Source organism: Bacillus sp. MT(2024), from assembly GCF_036362845.1.
GTDB lineage: Bacteria > Bacillota > Bacilli > Bacillales > Bacillaceae > Bacillus > Bacillus velezensis.
The window spans coordinates 3,080,670-3,104,721 of the sequence record NZ_CP143632.1; the positions used below are offsets into that span (position 1 = coordinate 3,080,670).

21 protein-coding genes and 1 pseudogene are annotated in these 24,052 nt (G+C 47.4%); 4 read left to right on the top strand and 18 right to left on the bottom strand.

Annotation, left to right across the window (positions count from 1 at the left end; genetic code table 11):
- Positions 1-57: 57 nt before the first annotated feature.
- The 4 genes from VP472_RS15360 to degQ form a co-directional block, all read right to left on the bottom strand.
- Positions 58-2,364, bottom strand: coding sequence for a sensor histidine kinase (locus VP472_RS15360; RefSeq protein ID WP_153986739.1), 2,307 nt, complete (start codon positions 2,362-2,364; stop codon positions 58-60).
- Positions 2,365-2,382: 18 nt separating this feature from the next.
- Entirely contained in the window at positions 2,383-2,559 is a 177-nt protein-coding gene (comX, locus tag VP472_RS15365) for a competence pheromone ComX (RefSeq protein WP_044052947.1), read from the bottom strand.
- Positions 2,560-2,573: 14 nt separating this feature from the next.
- Positions 2,574-3,449 carry a polyprenyl synthetase family protein gene (locus VP472_RS15370; protein ID WP_146277410.1) on the bottom strand — a complete coding sequence of 292 codons (876 nt, stop codon included), beginning with the start codon at positions 3,447-3,449 and terminating at the stop codon, positions 2,574-2,576.
- A gap of 151 nt (positions 3,450-3,600) precedes the next feature.
- Entirely contained in the window at positions 3,601-3,741 is a 141-nt protein-coding gene (gene degQ / locus VP472_RS15375; protein ID WP_003152043.1) for a degradation enzyme regulation protein DegQ, read from the bottom strand.
- A 464-nt stretch (positions 3,742-4,205) separates the two neighbouring features.
- Between degQ and VP472_RS15380 the strand changes: the two genes are divergently transcribed.
- Positions 4,206-4,547 (top strand): YuzC family spore coat inner layer protein, encoded by a 342-nt coding sequence (locus VP472_RS15380; RefSeq protein WP_014305721.1) that lies wholly within the window; start codon positions 4,206-4,208, stop codon positions 4,545-4,547.
- A 6-nt stretch (positions 4,548-4,553) separates the two neighbouring features.
- Here the strand turns inward: VP472_RS15380 and VP472_RS15385 are convergent, their stop codons facing one another.
- The 11 genes and pseudogenes from VP472_RS15385 to essA all read right to left on the bottom strand — a co-directional run.
- Complete coding sequence (locus VP472_RS15385) at positions 4,554-5,774, bottom strand: EAL and HDOD domain-containing protein (protein WP_003152038.1); 1,221 nt, start codon at positions 5,772-5,774, stop codon at positions 4,554-4,556.
- Positions 5,775-5,903: 129 nt separating this feature from the next.
- Complete coding sequence (locus tag VP472_RS15390; protein ID WP_014305722.1) at positions 5,904-7,370, bottom strand: nicotinate phosphoribosyltransferase; 1,467 nt, start codon at positions 7,368-7,370, stop codon at positions 5,904-5,906.
- Between the two features lie 17 nt (positions 7,371-7,387).
- Positions 7,388-7,939, bottom strand: coding sequence for a cysteine hydrolase family protein (locus tag VP472_RS15395; protein ID WP_146275407.1), 552 nt, complete (start codon positions 7,937-7,939; stop codon positions 7,388-7,390).
- A 96-nt stretch (positions 7,940-8,035) separates the two neighbouring features.
- Positions 8,036-8,434 (bottom strand): YueI family protein, encoded by a 399-nt coding sequence (locus VP472_RS15400; protein WP_003152031.1) that lies wholly within the window; start codon positions 8,432-8,434, stop codon positions 8,036-8,038.
- Between the two features lie 66 nt (positions 8,435-8,500).
- The gene (locus VP472_RS15405) at positions 8,501-8,749 is read right to left on the bottom strand and encodes a YueH family protein (protein WP_146275409.1); all 249 of its coding nucleotides are present in this window, start codon (positions 8,747-8,749) and stop codon (positions 8,501-8,503) included.
- Between the two features lie 72 nt (positions 8,750-8,821).
- Complete coding sequence (locus VP472_RS15410) at positions 8,822-9,043, bottom strand: spore germination protein (RefSeq protein ID WP_146275411.1); 222 nt, start codon at positions 9,041-9,043, stop codon at positions 8,822-8,824.
- A gap of 61 nt (positions 9,044-9,104) precedes the next feature.
- A complete protein-coding gene (locus VP472_RS15415; protein ID WP_014418769.1) occupies positions 9,105-10,211 on the bottom strand; it encodes an AI-2E family transporter in 1,107 nt (368 codons plus the stop codon).
- Between the two features lie 135 nt (positions 10,212-10,346).
- Entirely contained in the window at positions 10,347-10,583 is a 237-nt protein-coding gene (locus VP472_RS15420) for a DUF2642 domain-containing protein (RefSeq protein ID WP_003152023.1), read from the bottom strand.
- 137 nt (positions 10,584-10,720) lie between these two features.
- Complete coding sequence (locus VP472_RS15425; protein WP_003152022.1) at positions 10,721-11,251, bottom strand: HD domain-containing protein; 531 nt, start codon at positions 11,249-11,251, stop codon at positions 10,721-10,723.
- A 164-nt stretch (positions 11,252-11,415) separates the two neighbouring features.
- A complete protein-coding gene (locus VP472_RS15430) occupies positions 11,416-12,147 on the bottom strand; it encodes a (S)-benzoin forming benzil reductase (protein ID WP_007408685.1) in 732 nt (243 codons plus the stop codon).
- A gap of 60 nt (positions 12,148-12,207) precedes the next feature.
- A pseudogene (essA, locus tag VP472_RS15435) lies at positions 12,208-12,351 on the bottom strand (type VII secretion protein EssA); the annotation flags it as partial.
- A gap of 82 nt (positions 12,352-12,433) precedes the next feature.
- Here essA and VP472_RS15440 point away from each other — a divergent pair.
- The 3 genes from VP472_RS15440 to VP472_RS15450 all read left to right on the top strand — a co-directional run bounded on the left by VP472_RS15440 (position 12,434) and on the right by VP472_RS15450 (position 15,692).
- Positions 12,434-13,663 (top strand): sporulation transcriptional activator AdeR, encoded by a 1,230-nt coding sequence (locus tag VP472_RS15440; protein ID WP_003152012.1) that lies wholly within the window; start codon positions 12,434-12,436, stop codon positions 13,661-13,663.
- A gap of 103 nt (positions 13,664-13,766) precedes the next feature.
- On the top strand, positions 13,767-14,897 hold the full coding sequence (gene ald, locus VP472_RS15445) for an alanine dehydrogenase (RefSeq protein WP_003152011.1): 1,131 nt from the start codon (positions 13,767-13,769) through the stop codon (positions 14,895-14,897).
- A gap of 117 nt (positions 14,898-15,014) precedes the next feature.
- Positions 15,015-15,692: a YukJ family protein gene (locus tag VP472_RS15450; RefSeq protein WP_146275414.1), complete on the top strand. Its 678-nt coding sequence runs from the start codon at positions 15,015-15,017 to the stop codon at positions 15,690-15,692.
- 44 nt (positions 15,693-15,736) lie between these two features.
- Here the strand turns inward: VP472_RS15450 and VP472_RS15455 are convergent, their stop codons facing one another.
- Genes VP472_RS15455 through VP472_RS15465 form a run of 3 tightly spaced genes read right to left on the bottom strand, consistent with a single transcriptional unit; the run spans position 15,737 to position 24,039 of the window.
- Positions 15,737-15,952 carry an MbtH family protein gene (locus VP472_RS15455; protein ID WP_109567161.1) on the bottom strand — a complete coding sequence of 72 codons (216 nt, stop codon included), beginning with the start codon at positions 15,950-15,952 and terminating at the stop codon, positions 15,737-15,739.
- 18 nt (positions 15,953-15,970) lie between these two features.
- On the bottom strand, positions 15,971-23,098 hold the full coding sequence (locus VP472_RS15460) for an amino acid adenylation domain-containing protein (protein ID WP_146275416.1): 7,128 nt from the start codon (positions 23,096-23,098) through the stop codon (positions 15,971-15,973).
- Between the two features lie 14 nt (positions 23,099-23,112).
- Positions 23,113-24,039 carry an isochorismatase gene (locus VP472_RS15465; RefSeq protein WP_031378405.1) on the bottom strand — a complete coding sequence of 309 codons (927 nt, stop codon included), beginning with the start codon at positions 24,037-24,039 and terminating at the stop codon, positions 23,113-23,115.
- Between the last annotated feature and the right edge of the window lie 13 nt (positions 24,040-24,052).

A 24,052-nucleotide genomic window follows, 5' to 3' on the forward strand; every position in this document is an offset into this window, starting at 1 on the left:
ATTTCCATTTTATTAAAAAGACTTGGCTTCTGCCAAGTCGATTTGGTGATAAATTGGTTACAATTCCATTTCAATATCCGCTTTAAAACCGTTTCCTTCACTTGTGTCGATTTTCATCCGTCCGTCAAGTGCACGGACGCGTTCCTTAATACCCGAAAGACCCATGCTCATCGACTGTCCGCCGCCTTCTTCCTGATTGCAGCCGACACCGTCGTCTTCATAATGCAGAATCACTTTATTTTGAATGCTGATCAGCATAATCAGCACCTCATTCGCCTGTGAATGCTTCATGGCGTTCGAAAGAAATTCCTGAATAATGCGGTACAAATTCAGCTGGGTATCCAAATCCAGCGCCGCCGTAAACCGGCCCGTATTCAGACGGATATGAAACGGCGCACGCTCCTGCTGCTGCGCGGCAAGCTTGGATACCGCCTTGACCAGACCCAAATCATACAGCAGCTGAGGCCGAAGCTCATGGCACGTCTCCCGGGTCATCAAAATGACATCCGACATCTGCTCATTCATCTGATGAAGCTTGTCCTGCACCTCTATGTGGCAAGGCTCTTCTTTCTTAAAATCGGCCAGAAACAGCTCACACTGGCGCTTCAAAGAAATCAAATCCTGCAGCACCGAATCATGCAGATCACGGGCCAAATCCGAACGCTGCTTTTCCTCGATTGTAAACATCAGCTTTTTGAGCCAGACCGGGTTTGAGCCTTGTTGTTTCAGGTCTTGTAAATGGTTCATGAGTTCTTCGATCTGCAATATGTTTTCCATCGAAACACTTGTATAAAAAGACAATGTCTTTAACCAAGATATCTCATCTCTTGTCAGTCTCGGAGTATTAATGCTCGACAAACAAAGCAGAACGTATGAGTTTGCCCCTCTTTCTCCAATCTTCATCAGAAAACCTTGATTTACTTCAAAAATCTTGCCAATCTCTGATGTGACTTTATCAAATTCTTTTTTATACGGCTGCCAGTTCGGTTCACTGTTCTGTTTATCAAAATACAGAATGTCTCCGTCAGAATTGATTTCAAATATATAAGCTTTACTAACAGGCAAGACGTCCAAAATAGTCTTTTTCAAATTCATAAACACTTGATTTAAAGCTGATACGCTTTTAAGAAGCTGTGTATATTTATAAATGCTGTCTTGATAATTATATTTTTCTGAAAAACGTTTCAGGCGAAATTTGTAGTCTAATAACTCCTTAATATAAAATACCGCTAAAAAAATCAAAAATACATATACAGTGATTTGAATAATGTTAAAGTTATTCCCCTTGCTGTCGAATAATATATTCAGCCATACAACTCCAATAGTCGGAATAATGGAAAGGAAACCATAGTACCTGATTCTGCCCAACAAGAAGTCTATATCGTAGATTTTATTGACCACGAATTGATAGACTAAAGCTAATGGAATAATTATTAAAAATGGTGCCGTAACTATAGCAGAATAAATATACTGTCCGAACAACACCTCAGGTATAATATAAAATACTGTAAACGGAAAAAAGGCTATGGTATTAGATATAAGTAACACTTTCAGCAAATAAAAGTGATCCTTTTTTCGGTAGACTAGTCCATAAAAAATAATGGATGTATAGACGACCATCATTTCCAAAAAAAATGTTACTAAATTAATATTCGTAACAAGTTGGAAGGCAAAATGCTTCTGGAATATCTCGATTATTATATTAATAACCGGCAATATATAGAGAGTAGACACAACATAACCAGCTGAAAATTTCAATTTTAATTCTTTAAAGTATTGATACAAAAAGTGAAAGTATAATACAGGTACGTTCAAAAATGTAAAAAGGTTAATATATCTGTTTATTTCATATCCTCTAGTTACTCCACCTGCGCTTAAATATGCAATGGATGTACACAATAAAAAAATAATCAAAATATAGGCTGAATAAGTATCTTTTACTCTGTTAACTTTATAAATATAAAAAATGCATAACATGCTTAAAGCAAATAATATGCATGGGATAATATAGATAAAAAAACTATAAGAGCTATTTAAGGAAATAAACTCAGTATTATGTAAGTCTATTTTACTATTACCCCTTATTATTTTCATATGTTCAGCTTTCGCTAGATATTGACCTCTTATATTCTCTTCTGTCGGTGTTTTTCCGCTTATTTCAATTATCCTGTCTCCCTCTTTTAAGCCCATATATTTACCATACGTAGACTTGGAGAGTTTTACAACCTGCAATTCATGGTTATTGTTTTCAACCACATAGGTTCCTACCAAAATTCCGTTTTGAGTAAAATATATAATATGAGCGACGTAAAAGAGACTGACGAATAACAATACAATCGAAAAATTTCTAATGAATTTTTTCAATAGATCTCACTCTCTCAATCATTGTTCCCAAAAAATTCCCCTGCATTTTTTTGATTGACTTAAGTCTCTTTCAAAAATCTCAACAATGGCAGGTAACAGTTTATCCGGAACTCCTATTAAACTAGCTTCCCCACACGCTAACTTTGTAAGTACAAGTGGATTTTCCATAAGATAATGTACGATATCTTGCTTCACTGTAATTTCCTCCATTAAAGTTCTAACATTATATTTAAATCTTTTATACTTGTCGTAATTTCTTCCTCGTACATTTTAATTAACATTGAAACATACTGGCTAACTCCTGCATCAAATAGCAGGTCTTCAAGGCTTTTTTTATTATCAATGAGGAATGAATGGTAACTTGCTTCTGCATTCATTAAATCCAAGATTTTTTCTGAAGCAGCATTAAATCTTCGCTTTAGATACAACAGAATTAATGTTTTTCTTCCCTTTCTGATATCACTACGATTTTTATTAAAAAGACCATAATAATCATTTTCAATCTGTTTAACAATTCCAATTTTATAAGAATAATTCTCAATTTCTTCGTTAAACTCCCCATTTGCAAGCATTGTTCCTAATACAGCTGACATTGCAGTAAGCGAGCCTGATTTTTGTTTAATCATTTGAAGACATTCGTCTTCAGTTTCGGGGAAATTTTCGAGGTCATTATGCTGACCTTGCATTGCATTTAAAGCATATTTCATAGCAAGCCGGGGAAAATCGGAGTTCGTTTTAAGCTCACAAATCACTTGAAGACTTATTGAATAAAGAGAAGTGGCTGCATTTAAAGAGATAGATTGATCTATCTTCATCCATTCCTTATCCAAGTTATCTTCATCCTCTATATCGTCAAAAATATCAAAAGCTAAAATTAACAATTCAATTCCTGAAGCCAATAACGTAATATCCGAATAATGCTCACCATCGAAAGCCACATAATGCTTAAATGCAAGAACACCAAAAGCAAAATGATTTTTTTCATTTATAAAAGTCTGAAGGGTGTCTTTTAAATGTGGATTATTTATTTTCTCCCCAACAATTTCCTTCATCTTCTCTTTAATCGTTTCGGCATCTAAACACATTTGCTCAATAATTGTCTTCACCCTCCCATTCTATTTTACTAAATGCAGGTGATGAAAGACAGCAGGTTTTTCGTTTTTTAACAATCGTATAATACTTTATCCATGAAATGGATAAAAAATGCACAAAAAAAAGACTTGTTTCCAAGTCTTTTTAAGAAATTTTCATTGCATATGAGAATTTATCGAGCTGATCAATGCTTTTGTTAATGTTTCGTAATGAGTCGGTTGTTTCTCTGATATCATTTTCAAGTCGGAATAATAATTGCTTTACTTCTTCTAATTTGTTTTCCACCGTTTCCACACTCCTTTTTTTGAAAGATCAATGAATTGTGTATGGTGAACGAGTCCTAGGTATTTGATCTGTTACTAATAGTGTAAACGTTTTTGCGGGATTTTTCACCGAAAAGTATGTGTAAAAGTATCTGCGTGACACCGCAAACCATGGTAATCCCATAGTCCCGAACAAGGCATTTAGCGAACAGGACTATATAACTACCATAAAGGCAGACGTTTAGGATAAAGCAGACCAATCTGGCGGTTCTGCTGTTTTTTCAACGGTTTTCCGACAAACCGGCAGGGACTATAGTCCCTGCCGTCGCAATTTCAAAACAGAATGGGCGAACAGCGTCGCATAACCACCGACAAACACCGAAAAGACCGCAACCCCGCATTGTGGTCTTTTTGCATGTCATAACTCGTTATCACGCCGCCTATACTCATGTATAACGAATGTTTCCTCAGGAAGGAGGCCGCCGTATGCATTATGTGTATCCATGCTGCCCTGTTTTCGCCGCGCCATACCGGCATCCAGCGCCCAGTGCCCCGGTTCACGCAGATATTTTGACAGCGTCCGCAAAAGAAGCTGCGGGCATGCTGGAGGATGCGCGCCTGCTCCTTGCGCGGCTGTCGGCGTCAAAAGAGCTTGCGCGCAGCATCCTCACCGCAGCGCAATCATCTGACACCGCAGCGGTCAAGCGGCTCATTAAGCAGACCGGCATCAAAAATGACTTTGACGTAACGTATAATCCCGACGGCATCCGTGTCAGTCTGATCAGAGAGCAAAGCCGGTTTATCATCGCCCTCAGGTGGTCGGCTTAAAGCGGCTCAATCGATCAGCTGCCGGCACCATTCGATCGCCTGTAAGTAACATTCATACGCTTCTTCTTTGTTCAGTTCTTTTCCCCACTCGTCACAGTCCCAGTTGTTGCATTCAATGGCTTTGACGAGCGCGAGCATCTTATAATAATCGTTTTCATAACCGAGCAGCGCCTGTCCGACTTCATCGATTAAAGGCAGTTCTTTGATGATATCCTCCAGTTCCCTGTGGAGAAGCGTATCAATGAGCGAAAACATGCCGATCAGCATGTAAGAAGAGGGCTGGGGCCTTCCGGTTCTTTTCGCCAGCAGTTCGCACAGTTTGGCCCTGATTAAGGAAATCTTAATGATTTCTTTTTGGCTTGAGTGGCTTTTCGCCGTTAAATCTCTGAATGAAAGAATGTAAATCAAGCGCTTAATCTCATTCAGCCCGAGCATCATGATGGCCTGCTGGATGCTGTCTATCTTTTTTTTCAGCCTTGTTTGCGATCCGTTTAAAAAACGCAGAATCTGATACGATAAGCTGACGTCCCGCTCTATGTATTCCGTCACGCGCTGTATATTAGGCTGGTCATTGTTTAATTCGCTTAAAAGCTGGTAGTAAGAATGAAAATGAAACGTCAGATCATTTCCGCTGATGACACGCGGTTCACTGAAAAAATATCCTTGAAACAGGTGAAAGCCGTCTATGGCCGCCTGTTTATAATCTTTTCTCGTCTCCACTTTCTCCGCTAAATAAATCAGACTTTTACAGCTGTACGTCTGAATGATTTTTTTGCGCTCCAGACGCGAGGATTGCAAAAAGTCGATTTTTAAAATATCAATATATTTCATCAGCTGTTCCACTAACTCTTCATTTTCCGGATTGATGGCGTAAAAATCATCAAGTGCTAATGTATATCCTAATTTCTTCAGCTGTCTGCATCTTGAGATGAGTGCCGGAGTGATCGGTATGTCCTCAAGAATTTCGATAATAAGCTGGTCAGGATCAAAGGAGGTAGGGAGATCTGAAAACATCAGGCTTTCTGTAAAATTCACAAAGCAGCGTTTCCCCTCAGTCAGCTTTTCGATTCCGATGTTGATAAAGCTGTTAATAATGAGATCCGTCGTAGCTTTATCTCCGTCCGCGGCCGAATAACGGTTCTCTTCGCTCTCCCGGTAAAGAAGTTCATAAGCAACAACCTGTTCGTTTCTGTTGAAGATAGGCTGTCTCGCAACAAACACCTTCATTCATTTACCCCCTTAGATGCGGCCTTCGAACATAAGTATATCAAATAACTTGACGAAATTTGTCTAAATGTGAAAAATATTATCACAACAAAAAAGCCTTTCCAGAGATAGGAAAGGCCGCTTTGTTTTCTATTCAAGTTCCCGTTTCAGCTTGCTTTTGATTTCATGAATCCGCTGCATCTTGTTGCTCCAGCAGTCTTCGCTTAAATCGACCGGATATTCTTCCGGCTTGCTGATCCGTTTGTATTCCTCCCACAGAAGTTTGAGGTTATCCTGCACGTATTGCTGGATGTCGGTAATTTCGGGATTATCATAGCATAAAACGCCGTTTTCAAAGATCGGCTCATGCAAGTCTTTCGCATAGAAATCAGTGACGAATTTGCTGACGAACGTGTGGACGGGATGGAACATTTTTAAGCGTTTCTGATCATTTACCCGCTCGTCATAAAGCGCGATATAATCACCTTCCGAGTGGTGATTCAGCTTGTTGATAATTCGGTATACTCTCTTTCTTCCCGGCGTTGTCACTTTTTCAGGGTTTGACGAAATTTTAATGGTGTCGGTCAGTTTGCCGTCCTCTTCAATGGCGACAAGCTTATAAACCGCGCCGAGGGCCGGCTGATCGTATGCGGTAATCAGCTTCGTGCCGATGCCCCACGTATCGATTTTCGCTCCTTGGGATTTCAGATTTAATATCGTGTGCTCATCAAGATCGCTTGAAGCAATGACCTTTGCGTCTGTGAAACCCGCTTCATCAAGCATTTCACGCGCTTTTTTTGACAGGTACGCCAAGTCCCCGCTGTCCAGGCGGATGCCGATGAAGTTGATCCGGTCGCCGAATTCCTTTGCGACTTTAATCGCATTCGGCATGCCCGAACGGATCGTATCGTACGTATCTACGAGAAATACGCAGTCTTTGTGGGTCTCCGCATATTTCTTAAATGCCGTATATTCATCGCGGTACGCTTGTACGAGCGCATGAGCGTGCGTGCCGGATACTGGTATATTAAAACGCTTTCCGGCTCTTACATTACTCGTCGCGCTGAAGCCGCCGATCAAAGCCGCTCTCGCTCCCCACATGGCCGCATCCATTTCATGGGCGCGCCGCGTTCCGAATTCGAGGGCGTCTTCATCACCGACAACGCCTTTAATGCGGGCCGCTTTCGTGGCGATTAATGTTTGGTAATTCACAATGTTAAGCAGAGCCGTCTCAATCAGCTGCGCTTCAATCAGGGGCGCTTCGACCCGCATAATCGGTTCGTTGTTAAAAACGAGCTCGCCTTCTTTCATGCTGTAAAGAGATCCGGTAAAAGAAAGATCCCGTAAATAATCAATGAAATCATCAGCATAGTGCAATTCCGTTTTTAAATAATTCAGATCGCTGTCGGTAAATTTGAAGTTCTCCAAGTATTCGATTGCTTTTTCTAAGCCCGCAAATACCGCATAGCCGTTTTCAAAGGGAAGCTTTCTGAAAAAAAGCTCAAAAATCGCTTTTTTCTCATGAATGCCGTCTCTCCAGTACGTTTCGGCCATATTAATTTGATAAAGATCTGTATGTAAAGACAAACTGTCGTCTTTAAAACCATGCTCCACCAAAATTGTTTTCCCCTTCCTTACTCTGCCACTTGCGCCCCGATGCTGTTCTTAAAATGGGACAGGGCCCATTCATGCCCTTCCGGATTAAAGCTGGCCACAGCGTTTTGATGAATGACGATCTGAAAGCCCTTGTTGTAGGCGTCAACCGCCGTGTGAAGAACGCAGATGTCGGTGCACAGGCCCGCAAGATGCAGCTCAGTGATCTGCCGTTCCCGCAGTTTCAGCTCTAAATCCGTTCCCGCAAAAGCAGAATATCTCGTTTTTTCCATATAATTTACGTTTTTTGCGTGTTTATGTTTCTCATAAAGAGGCGATAGCCTTCCGTACAGCTCTTTGCCCTCCGTGCCGTTAATATTATGCGGAGGAAACAGGCGTGCCTCGGGATGAAAGTCATCGTCTGCATCATGCGAATCTACCGCAAAGACAACGTAATCACCGTTTTCTATAAATGCTTGCGTCAAACTGACAATCGTATCTTCAATCTGTCTCGCGGGTTCTCCGCAAGTTAATGCCCCGTTCTCAGCTGCAAAATCATTCGTATAATCAATGCATATAAATGCTTTTTTCATAGCCGGCCTCCCCGCCATTCATATGAAAACCATTATATCCTATCTCCACTTGTAAGTGAATTGGCATTGTAAAATGACAAACGGTGTTTTGCCCTTTTAAGATTTCAGGAGTGAGCGCTGAAAAATGTCATCCTGCACGTAAATGCCGTCAAGGTTCACGGCATAATCGGCGGCAAAAACCAGGCCGAGCGGCGTTTCGAATTGAAGGTCCGAGATGACGGAGCTTCGGACACCGGCAAGTGCGGCAAGCTTCATATATGGTGAATAAGCATGATACGGGAGCCTTCCGTTTATATAGAGCACCGCGTCTTTTCGGCTTTTCAGCGCCTGTTTCACTTCTTCATACGGCTGCTTTTGCAGCACCTGCCCCTTCGTCAGGGCAATGATGACTCTTTCACGCAGCGAGCCTAAAAATAAATGGCGTTCATCCGGTTTCGTCTGCAGAGGGCCGTACATCCCCTGCTGTAAATAAAGGTCAACCGTTTTGTCGCTCATCGGCCTGTCCCTCCCCAGCTTGTTTTACAATTATCGCCCCGGACGGGACGCGGTAAACCGTTTTCGTTACATTTCAGCCACCCAATGGCAGATCTTTCCGGCGAGCTCTCCGGCGGGTTCTTCTTCAATCAGCTTGCTGAATGATTGTAAAAGCCGCTGCGCCAGCGCCTTTTTCTCTTCCTCATAGGAAATGATCGTGCTCCACTCAAGTTCCGGAACGGCTACAAGGGTATGCTGTTCTTTTTTATTTTCATGCAGATATACATCACCGATCATTCCGGACTGCACGGTAATATTCGCTTTTCTGATTTTCATAAAACATTCCCCTTTTATAAAGACTGATTCTATTATACTACAAAAAAGCGACAGCCTCCTAAAAGGAGGCTGTCACGCGTTAAACCAATCAGGTTCGTCAAACACATCGATGTCTTCAAAGCGCGTTTTGCTGAATTTATTAGTAATTTTGACAAAATCTCCGGAATGAAACGCCCCTGCCCCCGCGCCTGAGTGGTCAATGGCTTTGGGAGAAATGGCAAACACGTCACCGAAGCTCGCCGCAGCGTCTCCGGCTAAACTCATAATATAAATCGGTCCTACAATTGCAGGCATACCCACACCTCCGCTTTTCTTTACAGCATTTTATGCGCTGCACCGGGAGTTGTGCCCGTTTTTATTTCGGCTTGCGGCTGTCTTCGAGCTTTGACCGCTGACGAAGTTTGATAAGCCGGACGATATTTAAGACGAAAGCTTTTAAAACTGCGTAAACCGGCACGGCCAGAATCATTGCGAGAATGCCGCCGAAACTGCCCGCTCCGATAAGCAGAAGAATAATGGTGAGCGGGTGGGTATTCAGCCGTTTCCCAATCACAAGCGGAGAAAGCAGGTTCCCGTCAAGCTGCTGGACGACAACGACAACAATAACGGCAAAGAGCGCCTTAGCCGGCGAATCCATAAACGCGATAATCACCGCGGGCGCCGCCCCGAGAAACGGCCCCAGGTACGGAATGATATTGGTGACGGCGATCACCATCCCGAGAATTAACGCATACTGCAGGCCGATGATCCAATATCCGATAAAGCATGCCGTTCCGACAAAGAGACAAATCAGCAGCTGGCCTTGGAAATAGGCGGCCAATGTGACATATAAGTCGTTAAATATTTTCCGACCTTCCGCCCGGTAGGAAGAAGGCAGGATTTTGACTGCCAAGAGCGGAAACCGCCGGCCGTCCTTCAGCATATAAAACAAAATGAACGGAACGGTGATCACGACAAGCGTGATATTCGTAACGACGCCGAACACGGCCGACAGGCTTGCCGTAATATTTTGCGGAAGGCTTTGTAAAAATCCCGTCAGAGACTGCTGGATTTTTTCTATCGACACATAATCCTGCGTCATCATCCACGTAAACCATTTGGAATGGGATAATTGCGCCGTCAAGACTTGAATCTGATGAATGTAATCAGGGAAATTGTTAATCAGCCCCGTGACCTGGGAAGCCACAATCGGCCCGATGGCGGTGAACATAAAGGCAATCAGACCGATGAAAACGAGATAAATGAGCAGGATCGCCAATGTCCGGGGGATTTTTTTCTCAAGCAGGCGCACGATCGGATTAAAAATGAAAAACAAAATACCCGAGATCAAAATCGGAAAAAACAGAGTGGTGATAAAACCGAAAAACGGCTGAAATATAAACGAGACTTTCGTTGATACGTAAATAATGAGCAAAACGAGCAAAATTTGCAGCGTCCAAAAATGGACCTTTGATTTCAACAAGCGGTTTCCTCCTATTGTCGTGTGAACTTGTACTGTGATTGTACCAAAAAAAGCCGCCGTGCATCTATGTATCTCAAAAAAGAAGACGCACCGGGGTTCTATAGTGCCGCCTCCGGTTTGCGCCTTTTCGGGCTTTTACACGCGTTCGGTATAATCAGGCATGACGGAAACCACATGGCGGTTTCTGATATAAAATACACGGTCATGCGTCTCTTCAATGGCGATGTGATCCGGAGTGGCATCAATCAGCCGTCCTCTGACAATGCGTCTGACGGTTTGAATGATAAACCTTGAGCCGATAAGCTTATGGATGGTCTGATAAACGTAAGGATCCACTAACGAGACGATTTGCGGGCTTCCTTGATGGGCCATTTTCGCTGATCCCCTTTACTATGTTTTCCTTCAGCATATGCAGCGGACAAAGGCTTTGACACAGTACGTCTATCGGAGCGGAAAAGGTGTTAGTGAGCATGCGGAGTTATGTAAGCGGAAAAGGCCGCATGAGTGGCCTAGACTGAGCTTCTTATGGGATATTGGGCTCGGTCAATTAACTGATCAAGCTTTTGGATTTGTTTGAGCGCGGCCGTGTGATCCATTTGGCGGTAATGGTGATGTCCGCCGGGTTCTTCATCGAGTTCATCCGCTTGTTTCACGATTTGCTGGAGCGTATTCTTGTCCAGTTCGCCTTCAGGCAGATAGGAATCGGTGTGAAGCAGAATCGCCAGCGCAATGTCCTTCGCCGCTTTCGGTTCTTCACCGAGCCGGATGAGCAGCTTATGCGCCCGTTCCGCGCCTTTAATGGCATGGATATCGTTTCTTCTGTACTTTTCATAATCCCATTTGCCGTCTGTGTACCATTCATAATGGCCGACGTCATGCAGTAATGCCGCTTTCGCCGCCAGATCCGGGCTGACACCTGCTTTTACGGCAAGACGGTATGCATGAAACGCGCAGGCGATCGCATGGGCGACACCGGAACGCTGTAAATACTTTTGTGCGATTGGATGGGTGAAGACATCCATTAACGTTACATTTCTCATGGAAACCCCTCCTTCATATATTTTTAGAATCCTAACATAAATCGAGAAGAAACTCAATTCATCTGATACATTTCTTATACCCCTTATATGTTGTTTCATTCATCATATGCCGCCGGACCCCTAAGTGATTGTACAAACAAAAAAAGAGCAGCGTGAAAGCTGCTCTACAAAAATTCTTTGATATCGTATATCCGTCCGTTTTCCGGCTCGCCCGCGATCAGTGAGTGAATGACGCCGGCGATGTATTCAGGACTTCTGAGGTTTTTCGTTTCTTTCAGATTGCGGAACCGTTCGATGTCATGGAAATCTTCTTTTGACGAAGAACGGATGACAGCCTGCATGTCTGTATCCATCACTCCCGGCGAGAATGAGATCATGCGGACCGGCAGCTCTTCATCTTCCTGTTCAAACCCGAATGTTCTCGTAAACATATCAAGCCCCGCTTTTGAGCTGCAATATGCGCTCCAGCCTTTATAAGGATTTTTCGCCGCGCCCGATGTGATGTTGACAATTGTTTTGCTGCCGCTGAACGCTTCGAAACGCTTTGTGAACATTTGGCTGAGCAAAACGGGCGCCGTCAGGTTAAGGGTGTAATGGCGGTTCAATTCTTCGGCGGAAGCCTCTTTCGCCCGCTTGATCGGTTCCACCATTCCGGCATTGTTGATCAGTGTGACGGCGGAGTACCCCTTCTCCTCTGCTTGATCAAGAATCGCCTTCATCTGCCGCCCGGTATCTGCGAGATCGGTTAAATCAACACTGTATTCTGTCAGCCCCTCTCGCTTTTCCCCGCTTATCGTTCTTGAAAGCGCGGCGACTTCGGCTCCTTCTTGAAGCGCCTGTTCCGTAAGCGCCCGGCCCAAGCCTTTTGACGCGCCTGTTATAAGAAAAAACTGCATGAAACTCCTCCTTTTTTTCTTATTTTACGGGCTGTCTTCCCGCAAACACAAGCGATCCGTTTACCGCCTTGCCTTTTCCTGCGCCGTGACTTTCGGGATCAGATAGATCATCGCCGCAATCCCGAGGAGGATCAAGACGGCATAAATAACAGGAAGCAGATAAGAAGTCTTTTTCTCTTCCGTTTCCATATCTGCTATAGAGTGTTACCGGTAAATCATTATCTTTCAGTCTGAAAAGCAAGATGGTAAGATCAAGATATGAAGCTATGAAAAAGTAGGGATACAGATGACCAATCCAAAGGATCCATTTAAGTACAGTTTCGACAGGCTTGAAGATGTTGCCGACCATATCAGTGAAGTTCTTCAATGCCCCATTACAATAGAAGACGTTAATCATAAACTGCTTGCATACAGCACGCACAGCGATTGTACAGATCCGGCCCGGACGTCGACGATTATCGGGCGGAGGGTGCCGGAAAAAGTCATCAACAAACTGTGGAAAGACGGAACCATTCCGGCCCTTTTAAAAACGGACCAGCCGATTAAAGTGAAAGAAATTGACGAGGTGGGCCTAAGCAACCGCGTGGCGATTTCCATCTGGAAAAACAGCCAGGTTCTCGGATTTATTTGGGCGCTTGAGATCAAAAAAAAGCTCAATGACGAAGATCTGAAGACACTTCAGCTGGCCGCCAAAGCGGTGCGGAACAAGCTTTTGCACCTGCAGATCCGCAAAACGAAAATCGAAGAACGGGGCCAGGAGTTTTTTTGGAAAATGCTGACCGGCCATATCTATCAGGAAGCCGAGATGGCCGAAGGGTTTCATAAGCTCGGAATGGCGCTGCCGTCCGTGTTCAGCGTCATGATCATCCGTTTACATGATGAGCTGACTGAAAAGACGGAACAGCAGCTGCAATATTTGCAGGAAACGACACAGCAGATTCATGTCATGCTGGCGACTGTTGATTCAAATGAATTAATCTTATTAGCCGCGCCGAAAACCGATCAGCCTTTTAAAGATTTAAAGCACTTCGCTCTTCATATTCAAAAACAGCTGAAGGAACGATATAAAATTGAGGATGCGTCGATTGCGATCGGCGGTATTTACGAATCGATTTCTTACGTTTACCGATCCTATCAGGAAGCGCTTTCCGTATTAAAAGCGAAAGAGCGGTTTGTGAGAGAAACCAAACACCTTTTCAGCTTTTCTGAACTCGGCATTTATCAGTACCTTGATGTGTTGGATGAAAAACGCAAGCACAGCGGCTATATGAACTATTCCCTGTCAAAGCTTGAGCAGTATGACAGGGAGCACCAAGCCGATATGGTAAAAACGCTCGAACATTTTATTGATGCCGACAGCAACGTCAACACCGCCGCCAAAGCGCTTAACATCCATGTCAATACATTGAATTACAGGCTGAAAAGAATCAGCCAGATCGCAGAAATCGACTTAAAAAATGTGAATGAGAAGTTTACGATTTACCTGGATATCAAACTTCGCAGCATGGGTTCGTGAAATTTCACAAATCCGTGTTTTTTTATTTTCTGTTTCAAACAAAGAATTTTCGCAAAAATCGCGCTACACTTGAAGCATCACACAAACATTGGGGGAAACAGACATGATTATCGGGGTTCCAAAAGAAATCAAAAACAATGAAAATCGAGTGGCATTAACACCTGGAGGCGTTTCACAGCTTATCGGAAACGGCCATCGGGTTCTTGTGGAATCCGGAGCCGGACTCGGAAGCGGCTTTACAAATGAAGATTATGTATCAGCAGGGGCGGAAATTCTGGAGGACAGAAAGCAAGTATGGGATGCGGAAATGGTCATGAAGGTAAAAGAACCGCTGGCTGAAGAGTATGCGTATTTCCGTCAAGGTCTGGTCTTGTTCACTTACCTTCATTTAGCCGCAGAGCCGGAATTAGCTAAAGCGCTTACAGAAAAAGGCGTGACAGCTATCGCGTACGAAACGGTAACGGACGGACGTTCCCTTCCGCTGCTTACGCCGATGTCCGAAGTGGCCGGCAGAATGGCCGCGCAGATCGGAGCACAGTTTCTTGAAAAACCAAAGGGCGGAAAAGGAATTTTATTAGCCGGCGTACCGGGTGTATCCCGCGGAAAAGTCACGATCATCGGAGGGGGCGGTGTCGGAACAAATGCCGCGAAAATGGCTGTCGGACTCGGTGCCGATGTGACAATGATCGATTTGAACGCAGACCGCCTGCGTCAGCTTGATGATATTTTCGGGCATCAGATTAAAACATTGATGTCAAATCCTGTAAATATTGCAGATTCCGTCGCGGAAGCGGATCTTCTGATCTGCGCCGTGCTCATCCCGGGAGCCAAAGCGCCGACTCTCGTTACGGAAGAAATGGTTAAACAAATGAAACCGGGTTCCGTCATTGTTGATGTTGCCATCGATCAGGGCGGCATTGTGGAAACCGTTGATCATATTACAACCCACGATAATCCGACTTACGAAAAACACGGCGTCGTTCACTACGCTGTCGCCAATATGCCGGGCGCCGTACCGCGTACGTCTACGCTCGCATTAACGAATGTAACCGTTCCTTACGCGCTTCAAATCGCCAATAAAGGCGCGGCACAAGCCATTGCAGACAGCCCTGCGCTTAAAGCGGGCTTAAATACGGCTAACGGACATGTCACGTATGAAGCGGTAGCCAAAGACTTAGGCTATGACTACGTGCCTGCTGAAAAAGCAATGCAAGGTTCGGCTGCAAAAGCTTAATAGAGATGAAGAGGACAGCCTGATCAGCGGGCTGTCCTTTTTTCTTTCTCACAAAAGGAAAAACGGCCCCCTGTCTCGAATATCAATTCATATCCCGGAAGAAAAAGGAGGATTCATATGGCTGTTCAGTACTATGGTGTATTAAAAGGCACTGTGTTAGATATGAAAAGGGAAACAGATGATGATTCTCCGCATTTTCAAGTCGAGGTGCTAGGCGAGCCTGATACGCGCTATCGCTGTGCGATCAATGTCATGTCAAGTTCAAAAGAATCAGAGGTGCTGTATGCGGCACGCGATCATTTTGACGCAAGCGCGATCACCCTGCTGCCGAACATTCCGTACGGATATACCCCAATTGATGAAACCAGACGTGAGCTGGCGCTGGATTATGTCCGCGGCGGATTGTTTGATCCCCGGAACATGGTGCCCCTTCCGCATGAAGTCACCGGTCCGGATAATGACTTAAATGACTTTATTGAGACGTACATGCAAAAAGCCAAATCAGAAAAAGCCACCGTCTATATTTACGGCTCTAAATTCGGGCCGGAGCCGGGCGCTGATAAGATTTTCGGGTTCAAGCCGACAAACGGCATGCATAATATTCATATGAATCAGGGAAACCCAATTGATACACGCTGGAAGAAGGATAACGGAACGTGGCACGACGGCGGTATTTTAATCCAGTTTGCAGACCAGTGGGCCGCGGTCTTTTTGGCTTTTCTGTCTCAGTCATGGTGCACGGATGAAGAAGGCCACCCTTATACATTTTGTGATCATACACAGCTTAACGGCTGATGTCCGCATAAAAAGCCTGCCGAAATAACGGCAGGCTTTTCTTATTACATTTTAGCGGCTTCGGCCCGCTTCAGGCTTTCCGGCCTCATATCACGCCAGTTTGTTTCAATATATTCGAGACAAACGGGGCGGGTTTCATTCGTCAGGCGGGTTTCCCAGCCGTCCGGCACATCCAGATAGGCCGGCCACAGTGAGTACTGGCCTTCAGCATTGACGAGCACATGGTATGAACCGTCTTCCCGTTCAAATGGATTTGTCATATCATCTCTTTCCTTTCTTTACCGGACTGTACGCCGTCCGTTTAATTTCTCTGCCAGAATCGCGCCGATGTCGGCAAGCGGGCCCGGCTGGCACATATCTTTATGGCGGCAGTCTAGGTCATACCGCTCGATTTTCCCCGTAATATACGGTTTCCAAGTATCCGGCTCAATCGGGTCAAACCACTCCGGAATAATCGTGGATCTGAAGAACAGCACATCTCCGTGGAACGGCTTCGGTTTGTATGTTCCTAACAGCCCGACAGAATTAACGTACGTGTCTTTCAGATTCATCATCACTGACTCGTCCAGGCTGGCTAATGCGCTCCCCTCACGGCGGAGAATGGTCAGCGCGGTGTCAAAATCAAGCGGCTGATCCCCGAGGCTGTCCGGGTCGTACCCTCCCAGGGCAAGCAGCGCAATGACGGCTTCCTCGTCATCAGGCGCATTTTTTATCGGCAGAAAATGATTCGGATACGCGTCAAGCATCACCAAAAGCGAAACCTCTTCGCCCCGGCTCTGTAATTGTGTCGCCATGGCCTGAATGACATTCCCTCCGAGAGACCAGCCGAGCAGACGGTACGGCCCTTTCGGCTGCACGGTGCGGATTTTTTCAATATAATCCGCCGCCATGTCATCTAAGCTTTGCGGAAGCGGTTCTTTTTTTCCGATGCCTCTCGCCTGTAAGCCGTATATCGGATAATCAGCCTCTAAAGAAGACATCAGCCCGGCATAACACCAGCTGAGACCGCCGGCCGGATGGACACAGAACAACGGTGTTTCTTCTCCTGCCGTTCTGAGCGGAAGAAGAACATCAAGCGCGCTTGTGCCCGTTCCTGACTCAAGTCTTTCAGCAAGGCTTGCCACCGTAGGAGCTTCAAATAATGTTCCGATACTGAGCTCGGCTCCCATCGCTTCCCGAATACGGCTCATTAAATGAACCGCAAGCAAAGAATGGCCGCCTAAATCAAAAAATCTGTCATCAATACCGACACGCGGCAGATGAAGCACCTCTGCGAACAGCTCACACAGCATTTCTTCCTGCGGCGTTCTCGGTCCCCGGCCGGTGACCTCCGTTTGGAAGTCAGGCGCAGGGAGCGCTTTTCGGTCAAGCTTTCCATTCGGTGTCAGCGGCAGTTCATTCATTTGGACAAAAGCTGACGGAATCATGTAATCCGGCAGGCTTTCTTCGGCAAACCGGCGCACGTCCCCAGTGTCCAAGGTGCTGCCGGCAGATCGGACAAGGTAGGCGGCCAGCCGTTTATCTCCCGGCCGGTCTTCACGGACGACTGCGGCGGCATCCTCGACATCCGGATGTTTGACGAGAACCGCTTCGATTTCCCCCAATTCAATCCGGAAGCCGCGGATTTTAATCTGGTGGTCCGCCCTGCCCATATAATCAAGAGAACCGTCCGTCCGCAGACGGGCTAAATCCCCCGTCCGGTACATTCTCGTTCCCGGCGGGCCGTACGGATCAGCCACAAAGCGTTCGGCGGTCAGACTTTGCCGCCCTAAGTAGCCTCGTGCCACGCCCCCTCCGGCAACATACATTTCGCCCGTGATGCCCGGAGGCACAGGCTCCAGCCGGTCATCAAGCACATATACGTTCAGATCAGGAATGCCGCAGCCGATGAGGCTGTTTGCTCTCAGTTCGGCAATGTTTTTGTCTAATTCAAGGTAACTGACGTGCACCGTCGTTTCCGTAATGCCGTACATGTTCACAAGCACCGGCTGATTGTCCGCGTGGCGGCTGTACCAATCCTCAAGCCGGCTCAGCTCAAGCGCCTCGCCGCCGAAGATGATATATCTGAGTGCGAGCTGACGCCCCAGCTCTTTGTGTTCTTTTTCCGCATGCATCAGCTGGTAAAACGCTGACGGCGTTTGGTTAAGTACGGTCACTCGCTCTTTCACGAGGAGATGCAGAAACGCTTCCGGCGATCTGCTGATGTCATGCGGCACGACGACGAGACGTCCGCCGTGAAGCAGCGGCCCCCATATTTCCCAGACAGAGAAATCGAAAGCGTAGGAGTGAAACATCGTCCACACATCATCAGAATTAAAGTGATACCAATGCCGCGTCGACTCAAACAGCCGGATAACATTGCTGTGCGGAATGATGACACCTTTCGGCACACCTGTTGATCCCGACGTGTAAATGACATAGGCCGGGTGAAGCGGTGACAGCGGACGAATCCGGTCGGCATTCTCAGGGTTCGTGACGGCATATTGCCGAAGTGTTTCCTTATTCTGCGGATCATCCAGGATGAAGGCCGGCATGCCGTTTTCGCCAGAGAGCTTACTTGCGCCTTCACGATTGGTGAGCATAAATACAGGCTTGGCATCATGTAACATAAAAGCGATGCGGTCCGCGGGATAATCAGGATCAAGCGGCAAATACGCTGCCCCCGTCTTCAGGACGGCTAACAGCCCGACAATCATATCTAAAGAACGCGGCAGCGCCAGTGCGACAAACTGCTCCGGGCCGACGCCGCGGGCAATCATCATGTGCGCGAGCTGATTGGCTCTTTCATTCAGCTCTTGATAAGTGAGTCCGCTCTCTTCAAATACTGCCGCCGTTTCATCCGATTTTGCGGCGGCCTGTATTTCAAACAGTTCAGGCAGTGTCTGCCGAGGCTGAATATGCTGTTTTGCCTGTTTAGCCGGCAAAAGCTTCCGGCGCTCTTCATCAGAAAGAATGGTTAAGCTTCCGATCGGTTTATCCGGATGTGATGCGGCATCTTCGAGCAAAAGAAGCAGGCGTCCGGCAAGTGCTTCAGCCGTTTCTTTTCTGAATAAGTCCGTACTGAATTCCAGCAGGCCTTCAATACCGGCAGGCGTGCCGTCGTCATGGCGCTGTTCAGCCAATTCCAGCGTCAAATCAAATTTGGACGATCCGACACTGCTGATTTGCAGGCTTGTTTCCATATCAGGAAGACTGAGTACAGGGTCAGGCGTATTTTGGAATGCGAGCATCACTTGGAACAGCGGATGTCTTGACCGGGAGCGAACCGGATTCAATTCTTCCACGAGACGTTCAAACGGCACGTCCTGATGTTCATATGCTGCGAGATTCATTTCCCTGACCCTTTCAAGAAGCTCACAAAAGCTCGGATCGCCAGAGGTATCGGTTCTCAGTACGAGTGTATTAATGAACATACCCACAAGGTCTCCTAATGCGTCATCACTGCGGCCGGCTATCGGACTGCCGATCGGAATATCGGTTCCCGCCCCGAGCCGGGTCAGCAGTGCGGAAAGCCCTGATTGAAGCACCATAAACAGGCTTACGCGCTGATTTCTGGCAAGTGAGAGAAGACGGGCATGAAGCTCTTGGCCGATGTTGACCGGAATGACGCCGCCCCTGTAGCTTGATTCAGCGGGACGCGGAAAATCAGACGGCAGCTCCAGCTGATCCGGTACATTTTCAAGCGTTTTCTTCCAGAAATCCAGCTGGCGCGCAATTAAGCTCTCAGAATCAGACGCGCTGCCTAAAAGCTGCTGCTGCCAAAGCGCATAATCAGCATATTGAACCGCCAGCGGCGCCCATTCTGCTTTTTCACCTGTTTGCCGGGCGATATAGGCTATGGATAAGTCACGCATGAGCGGATTCAAGGACCAGCCGTCGCCTGCGATGTGATGCAGGAGAACCATCAGCGTATATTCGCCGTCACCAAGATCAAACAGTTCAGCCCGGACGGCCGGCTCTTTAGCGAGATCAAACCGGTATCGTGCCGCAGCGGCAAGCATGTCTTGGAGCTCGTTTTTGTCTGCTTGTGTCACTGTAAACACAGGGCGGGCTTCTTCAGCAGGTAAAATGAGCTGATGGGATGATCCCTTATTTTCCGGAAAAACGGTGCGCAGGCTTTCATGACGGCTGACAACATCGTAAAAGGCGTGTTTCAGCGCTGATTGGTCAAGCTTGCCTGACATGCGGACAATCACCGGAATGTTGTAAGTTGGGCTCGGCCCTTCAAGACAGTAGAGAAACCAAAGACGCAGCTGCGCAAATGACAGCGGGATGTGCTCCGGCCGGTCAAACGGCTTGAGCTTAGGCCGCGCACTCTTTGCGGTGTCAAGCTGTGCGGCGAGCCCGGCAACGGTCGGCGTATCAAACAGACGGCCGATGCCAAGCTCTGCGCCCATCGTCTCCCGGACCCGGCTCATCAGGCGTCCGGCTAAGAGCGAATGTCCGCCCAATTCAAAGAACCCGTCATCAATTCCGACCCGTGCGAGACCGAGAACTTCGGCAAACAGATCGCATAATATTTCTTCCTGCGGCGTCCGCGGCCCTCTGTCAGACAGGACAGCGGAAAAATCAGGTGCAGGCAGAGCGCTGCGATCGAGCTTCTTATTCGGCGTCAGCGGCAATTCTTTCAGCTGTACAAACGCGCCCGGCACCATATAATCCGGCAGACTTTCGCCTATATATTCACGAAGTCCGCCGATATCAAGGGGCTGATCCGCGACAGCATAAGCCGCCAGCCGCTTATCTCCCGGCTGGTCTTCACGGACAATGACGGCGGCCTGCGAAATACCCGGGTATTTCGACAGCACTGACTCAATTTCGCCTAATTCTATCCGGAACCCGCGGATTTTAATTTGGTGATCGGCTCTGCTGATATAATCAAGCGAGCCGTCCTCACGCCAGCGCACGAGATCTCCCGTCCGGTACATCCTCGCGCCCGCGGGCCCGTACGGATCGGCAATAAATCTTTCAGCTGTTAAATCAGGACGGTTATAATAACCTCTGGCAAGCCCCTCGCCCGCTATATAAAGCTCGCCCGCAATTCCCGGCGGGACTGGCTGCAATGCGGCGTCCAGCACGTATACCCGCGTGTTCCAAATCGGCTTTCCGATCGGAGGGGCCCCTGTATGGTCTTTTGCAAGCGGCTGTGCGGCCGACCAGATTGTTGTTTCAGTCGGCCCGTACAGATTCGTCACCGTACAGCCTGATTCAAGCAGAGCATGCATAAGCGCGTTCGGAAGCGCCTCACCTCCGACAAGCACCTGCAGCGCCCGGAGTGAATCCGGTTCATTGGTGACTAATGAACGCCACAATGTCGGCGTTGCCTGCATGATTGAAATACCGTATGAGTGAATCATGTTCGCAAGCGCCCGCGGTTCCTGAATCGTCTCTTTACGTGCGATGACGCACCCCGCCCCGCTGATGAGCGGAAGGAAGAGCTCAAGTCCGGAAATATCAAACGCCGCAGTCGTAACGGCAAGCAGGCGGTCTTGTGCGCCGAGCGGGAACATTTCCCTCATGGATAAGAGGAAATTGCTTACGCTTTTTAATGTCACGACTACGCCTTTCGGTTTGCCCGTTGAACCCGATGTATAGATGATATAAGCAGGGTGCAAAGGCGAACATTCCGCCTGAGCGGGACAGTCAGCATTTTGAGCGGCAACGGTTTTTACCGTATCGGGGTCATCGAGAATGATCCTTTTTGCATCACTGTCTTCCGGCATGCGGCCGGATAATTCCATCGTTGTAATCAGGCATGCAGGGTGTGCATCTTTGAGCATGTATGTGATCCGCTCAGAAGGAAAATCAGGATCAAGCGGCAGGTATGCGGCTCCCGTTTTCAAAACGGCCAGCATGCTCACGGCCAACTCCTGTGACCGCGGAAGCAGCAAAGCGGCAAATTGTTCCGGTCCGAGCCCCTTTTCCTTTAGCATGCCGGCAAGCTGGTTCGCGCGCTTGTTTAATTCGGCATAGCTGAGCTCTTCGTTTTCGGTGATGATTGCCGGCCGATCCGGTGTTTTTACGGCCTGTTCGTAAAACAGCTCCGGCAGACTTTTCTGCTTCCCGGCCTTGCGCGTGTCATTCCAGCTTTCCAGTACGCAGAGACGTTCACTTTCAGGCAGAAGGTTGAGTGTGCCGATTTTTTGTGTCTGGTCTTTCACAGCGGATTCCAGCAGAAGCAGGAATCGTTTTTGATGGTTTTCAATATCTTCGGCGCTGTACACTTCCGGATTCGCATCAAAGTCCACACGCATTCCGCTTCCGTCCGCTCTGTCGTAAACGTTAATTGACAAATCATCAACGGGCCCGGCTGATAAGTTATGAACGGTACCTGGCGCTCCGGCGAAATCAAGCGCGTAGTCAAACGGCATCACATTGACTTGCGGGCCGAACAGCCTGCGATTTTCTCCGAGCAATTTAAGGTCGCGGCGCATGTCTTCATGGCGGTATTTCTGATGGCGCCGAATGTTTCGGATTTCTTTTGCCACTTGGCTGACGGCCTCATGAAAATTCATATCCGGTCGGAGAGAAAGCCGCAAAGGCAGAAGATTCATGACCATACTCGGAATATTCAGTGAAATCGAGCCGATCCGCCCCATCATCGGTAAACCGAGCACGATATCCCCTGCGTTTGTCATCCGGTGGACATATACCGCCGCTGCGGCTGTGACGGCTTCATGCCAGTTCGGAATCGCTTTTACATGCTGTAAAGCCGTTTCAGAAAGATAAGCCGTGCTTCTCCGAAAGCTTGTTGACGTTCTCGGCGCTCTTTCTGCCAAACTGACGACATCAGGTTCATCCGCAAATTTCTCCATCCAAAATTCCCGATCTTTCAGGAATTGATCAGAGGCGCGGTATTCTTGATCTTCTTTTACCAGCTCCTCCAAAGAGCCGAAGGAGCGCCCGTTATCCGGACGTCCTTCCCGTATTGCGGTGTACATTTGCGCCGTACGCCGTGCCAGCAGTGAAAAACCGTAGCCGTCTATCGCAATGTGGTGAATGCGCTGATACCAGAAAAAGCGTTCCGGTCCCGCCTGAAATAAAATGTCGCGGAACAAAGGCCCGGCCGCCATATCAACGGGCTCAGCCAAATCTGTCTGCATGAGTCTGAGTGCGGCCTGCTTCGGATCAGCTTCTGAACTCACATCTATGACATCGATCGCAGCCTCAAATGGAGGATTGATGATCTGCTTCGGCCCGTCTGCTCCCTCTTCGAAGCGGGCGTGTAATGACGCAGCTTCCGTCAGCACGCGTTCGAGAGCGGTTTTAAATATGTTCACATTGATCGCGCCGTTTATCTCAACGTACTCGCCTGTATTGTAAATCGGATTATCAGGATCAAGCTGCTGAGCAAACCAGATACCGGCCTGTGCGCCTGTCAGAGGCAGCTGTTGTGTATCATGCATTCTATTCTCTCCCTTTATAAATAATCTGCGTTCGGCAAGACTTTTTGAGATCGGGAAGAAAGAAGTCTCCACCACTCTTCAAGCGTCGGGTTCTCCGCCAGTTCAACAAACGTCACTTCAGCTCCGTCACGGCGCCATTGTTCGACAAGGCTCATGATTCTGACGGAATCAAGGCCTCTGTCCAGCAGGTCTTCATGATCCGGAATATCAGACGGTGATTCTTGAAGAATCGCCGCAATTTGTTCCCGCACCCGGTCTTTTGTCAATACGGCGGAAGTCTTCCCTTCTCCTTCAGAAACCGGCGCGCCGCCCAGCAGCTCCAGCACTTCGTTTGTCAAAGCCGTGTAAGCGCAGCGCTGAGACGCATATTCGATGGCCATCTTATGTTTTTCTGAAGAAAAATCAGCAACGGCGTCTCCGATAAAGAAGCTTTGGATATCATCCATAAATGCTTCACAGGCTGTGACGAGACAGCCGATGTGTGCATAAATTCCCGTAATCATGAGCTGGTCTCTGCCGCTTTCACGCATGATGTCAAGGAGATTCGTCCGTTTAAACGCGCTGTATCTCCACTTTGTGAGGACAATGTCCTGATCATCCGGGGCAAGCTCCGGAATGACCTTTTCTTCATAAGGCCCGCTTTTCAGCCCCGGCCCCCAAAAATCCGTCAGCAGCGCGCGGTCCGCCGGGTCTTGGCTGCCCGGCTGCGCGGTATACACCACCGGAATGCCGAGCGCTTTGCATTGCTCTTTTATTTTCTTGATATTCTGAGCCGCCTCCGTGATCGGAGCCTCACCTTTCGCAAAAGCATCGACGAAGTAATTCTGCATGTCATGGATCAGAAGCACCGCGCGTTTCGGATTCAGCGTCCATGATACTTTATTTTCAGGCATATCTGACGCTGTCGGCAGCGCATATGCGGGAATAGACGGTATAGCCAATGTAAACACTTCC